Origin of the sequence: Rhodococcus sp. T2V (genome assembly GCF_029269925.1) — a bacterium.
Lineage (GTDB): Bacteria > Actinomycetota > Actinomycetes > Mycobacteriales > Mycobacteriaceae > Rhodococcus_F > Rhodococcus_F koreensis.
This window is the reverse complement of sequence record NZ_JARJBD010000226.1, coordinates 1-3,220: the sequence shown is the minus strand read 5'-3', so window position 1 is coordinate 3,220 and position 3,220 is coordinate 1. Positions and strand designations below refer to the sequence as shown.

Here is a 3,220-nt window from a genome sequence, read left to right as displayed (position 1 = left end):
ACTCGAATTATGCCGAGGTCTCGGTTATGCCGAGGTCCTCGTGTGAGGGGTGGGTGTCGTGCAGGTCGACGCGATCTGTGGTGATGGTCCACGCGGCATAACCGTGATGGTGTGGTCGGTGTTCATAGTCGTTCGAGGAAACCGATGAGAGTGTCCGGCGGTCGGTAACGCCCGGGTCTGGTGGTCGGTGCGGTCGCACGCTCGAGCGCACGTTCTTTGAGGGCCATATCTGCGTGGAGATAGATGTAGGTTGTTTCCGGACTCTGGTGGCCGAGCCAGAGCGCGATGACGGAGGTATCGACTCCTGCCTTCAGCAGCGTCATCGCGGCGGTATGCCGCAGCGTGTGTGGGGTGACGTTCTTGGCGCCGATCGAGGGGCACGTGTGCGCGGCGGTGGCAGCGTGTTTGGCGACGAGGCGTTGAACGGCGTCTGCAGACATCGGTGTGCCGTGCCGCGTGGGGAAGACCGGAGCACCGGGGATCGATCCGGTTTCCTCGAGCCACGGGCGTAGAACCGCCAGGGTCTGCCGGGTCAGCGGAGTGGCGCGTTCCCGTCGGCCTTTGCCGACGGTGTGAACCGCGGCGCCGGGGATCGTGGTGGTGACGTCTCCGGTGGTCAGTGAAATCAGCTCCGAGAGGCGAAGTCCCGTCTGGAGTGCGGTGATCAATAGGGCCCGGTCCCGGCGCCCGAACCAGGTGGTGCGCTCCGGTGCGTGCAGGAGAGCATCGGCTTCGATGTCGGTCAGGTAGGAAACGATCGCCCGTTCGTATCGCCGTTGCGGGATCGCGAGGATCTGGCTCGCGGTATGTGCATGTTCGGGGACGAGCGGAAGCATGTACCGGTAGAACGAATGAATCGCGGCTAGGCGTGCATTGCGTGTGGCGGTGCTGTTGTGCCGGTCGCCGTCGAGGTGATCGAGGAACGCCGCGACGGTCGCTGCGTCGAGATCATCGAGGGTCAGTCCGGCCGGCTGCTTCGCTGCCTTCTGCGCAGTGAACAACAGCAACAATCTGATCGAGTCCCGGTAGGCCGCGACTGTCTGCGGACTGGACTGTCGTTGCCGGACGAGCCGTTCGGTGAAGAACCCCTGGATCAGCGAGGTCACAGTCGGCGTTGTCATGACTGCACTCCTGCCGCAGCGTCCCGGGTCTCGAGGCGGCGCGCCGCATGAGCGAGCAGGTCGGGAACTGCGTGCAGATACCAGTAGGTCGAGGCGGGATCGACGTGCCCGAGCCAGGTCGACAGCAGCGGCAACCGCGCCTGCACGTCCACGTCCTGGTCGTACCAGCCCAGCATCGTCGCGACTGCGAAGGTGTGTCGCAGATCGTAAAGGCGTGGCGCTCGGCCGCCGACGATCGTGGTGATTCCGGCCTCGGCCAGGATCTTTCTGAAGGTGACGGCCAGCTTGTTCGGGTCCAGTGCCGTGTGCCGACTGTTCAGCAAGAGCATCGGACACGCCCGCGTCGTGGCGGGAACATGGTTCTGGCGGACCTGCAGGTAGTGGCGCAGATTCGTGACCGTGGTCGGATGAAGGAACACCAGCCGGGACTTGCCGAACTTCGTGTTCAGGATCTGGATCACGGCGTTGTCGAGGTCGACGTCGTCGACACCGATGCGGCAGGCCTCACCGGGGCGCATCCCGGTGGCAGCGAGCAGACCGATGAGGGTGCGCCACACCGCCGCTGTGAACAGTGGGGACAACGTGTCCGTTGCCACCAGCAGTGCGCCGATCTCCGTATCGTTGTAGATGTGCGGCTGCCGGGGCCGGTATCGACGGGAGCACACCGTCTCCTCGGGAACCTGCGTCGCCGGATCCAGTGGCTGCTGGTGCCGGGCGAACAGTCGCACCGCATCCATCCGGCGAGCGACCAGGCCGTCGTGGACGGGCACTGCGATCTGAGAGGTAGCCCATTGCAGCGCAACCTCATTCGTGACGTGGTCCACGCCCCGGGCTTCGCAGAACTCGACGAAACTCCACAGCAACTTCGATAGGCCTTCGGCTCGGAACCCCATCGTCCTGCGCATGGCGAGGTAGTCGGTGACGTTCATGCGCAACGTGTTCATGACCGACCCTCCGGCCACGGTCGAGCCATGTTCCGGACGAGGGGATCCGGGTCAGCCGTCTCGGCGGTCGTGCCCGGCCAGGGCTGTGCCAGCGGCCGTAGGGCCATGTCATCGACCTTGGCGTAGATCGCTGTGGATCTGAGGCTGCGGTGGCGAAGCACCTGTCCCACCTCGGGCAGCGATGCACCCGCCCGCAACATGTTCGTGGCCAGACTATGACGCAGGCGATGCGCACCGATCGGGGCAAGACCTGCCGTTCGGGACGCCGTGCGCACGATATGACCGATCGCCCCGGACGAGAGAGGCCGCCCGGGTGGCCGCAGCGTCGTGAACACCGACCGCGTCCCGCATCGAGGACGCCCCTCGGTCAGCCACGCGACGACGGCCTCGCCGGGTTCTGTCGGCAGGGGCATGCGTTCGATGCTGTTTCCTTTGCCTATGACTGTGAGTTCTCCTGCTCGCCAATCAATATCGTCGAGCCCGAGGCGTGCGACCTCGCCGCGCCGTAACCCGAGTCGGGCAAGTAGCAGCAGGATCGCGTAGTCCCGCCGGCTCAATGCGCTCGATCGCCAAGATGCAGCCACCTCGAGCAGACGCTCGACGTCCGGTGGCGGCACAGGGATCGGCAACGACGCCAGGCGCCAACTTGCCGAGGAGGGAACCGCACCCCACAGTTCCGCAGTCGTCACACCGGTGGCATGCACGAATCGCAGAAACGACCGGACCGACCTGGCCATCGTTTTCGCCGAGTTCGTGTTGCGGTCCCGGCAAAAGTCGATCATGAATACTGTGATCGTCGCTGCGTCCAACGACTGCAGCGGAAGTCCGGCGGGCAGTGCATCCAGGAACTGCCTGACGTTCCAGCGGTAGTTGTGGACCGTCACCGGCGCCAACCCGCGCCGCCGATCCAGCCAGTCCCCGAACTCGTCGAGCACATCGTTGTCCGGCGCCGTCCGTCCGGCGGCGACGCCGCCACTGTCCGAAACCATGACATTCTCCTTCTGATAGGCGATGAACACCCTCAGAAAGACACAACTGGTGTCCTGACTGCCAGGATTATGCCGAGCACGCTATCTGCACGGACTACCTCGACCTGCGCGACACCCACCCCTCACACGAGGACCTCGGCATAACCGAGACGTCGGCATAATTCGA

Annotated in this window: 3 protein-coding genes; all 3 read right to left on the bottom strand. The window is 64.8% G+C overall.

Annotated features, from left to right (window positions below):
* Nucleotides 1-122: 122 nt before the first annotated feature.
* From P3H15_RS53360 to P3H15_RS53350, 3 genes are read right to left on the bottom strand one after another with little or no spacing between them, the layout of a single operon-like run.
* The gene (locus P3H15_RS53360) at nt 123-1,121 is read right to left on the bottom strand and encodes a tyrosine-type recombinase/integrase (RefSeq protein WP_276144719.1); all 999 of its coding nucleotides are present in this window, start codon (nt 1,119-1,121) and stop codon (nt 123-125) included.
* Nucleotides 1,118-2,065: a tyrosine-type recombinase/integrase gene (locus tag P3H15_RS53355; protein WP_276144718.1), complete on the bottom strand. Its 948-nt coding sequence runs from the start codon at nt 2,063-2,065 to the stop codon at nt 1,118-1,120. Before P3H15_RS53355 ends, P3H15_RS53360 begins: the two co-directional genes overlap by 4 nt.
* Entirely contained in the window at nt 2,062-3,054 is a 993-nt protein-coding gene (locus P3H15_RS53350) for a tyrosine-type recombinase/integrase (RefSeq protein WP_276144717.1), read from the bottom strand. Before P3H15_RS53350 ends, P3H15_RS53355 begins: the two co-directional genes overlap by 4 nt.
* Nucleotides 3,055-3,220 lie beyond the last annotated feature (166 nt).

Excerpts from the sequence above, each read along its gene's own strand:
- P3H15_RS53360 (WP_276144719.1), bottom strand. The coding sequence starts at position 1,121 with ATGACAACGCCGACTGTGACCTCGCTGATCCAGGGGTTCTTCACCGAA.
- P3H15_RS53350 (WP_276144717.1), bottom strand. The coding sequence starts at position 3,054 with ATGGTTTCGGACAGTGGCGGCGTCGCCGCCGGACGGACGGCGCCGGAC.
- P3H15_RS53355 (WP_276144718.1), bottom strand. The coding sequence starts at position 2,065 with ATGAACACGTTGCGCATGAACGTCACCGACTACCTCGCCATGCGCAGG.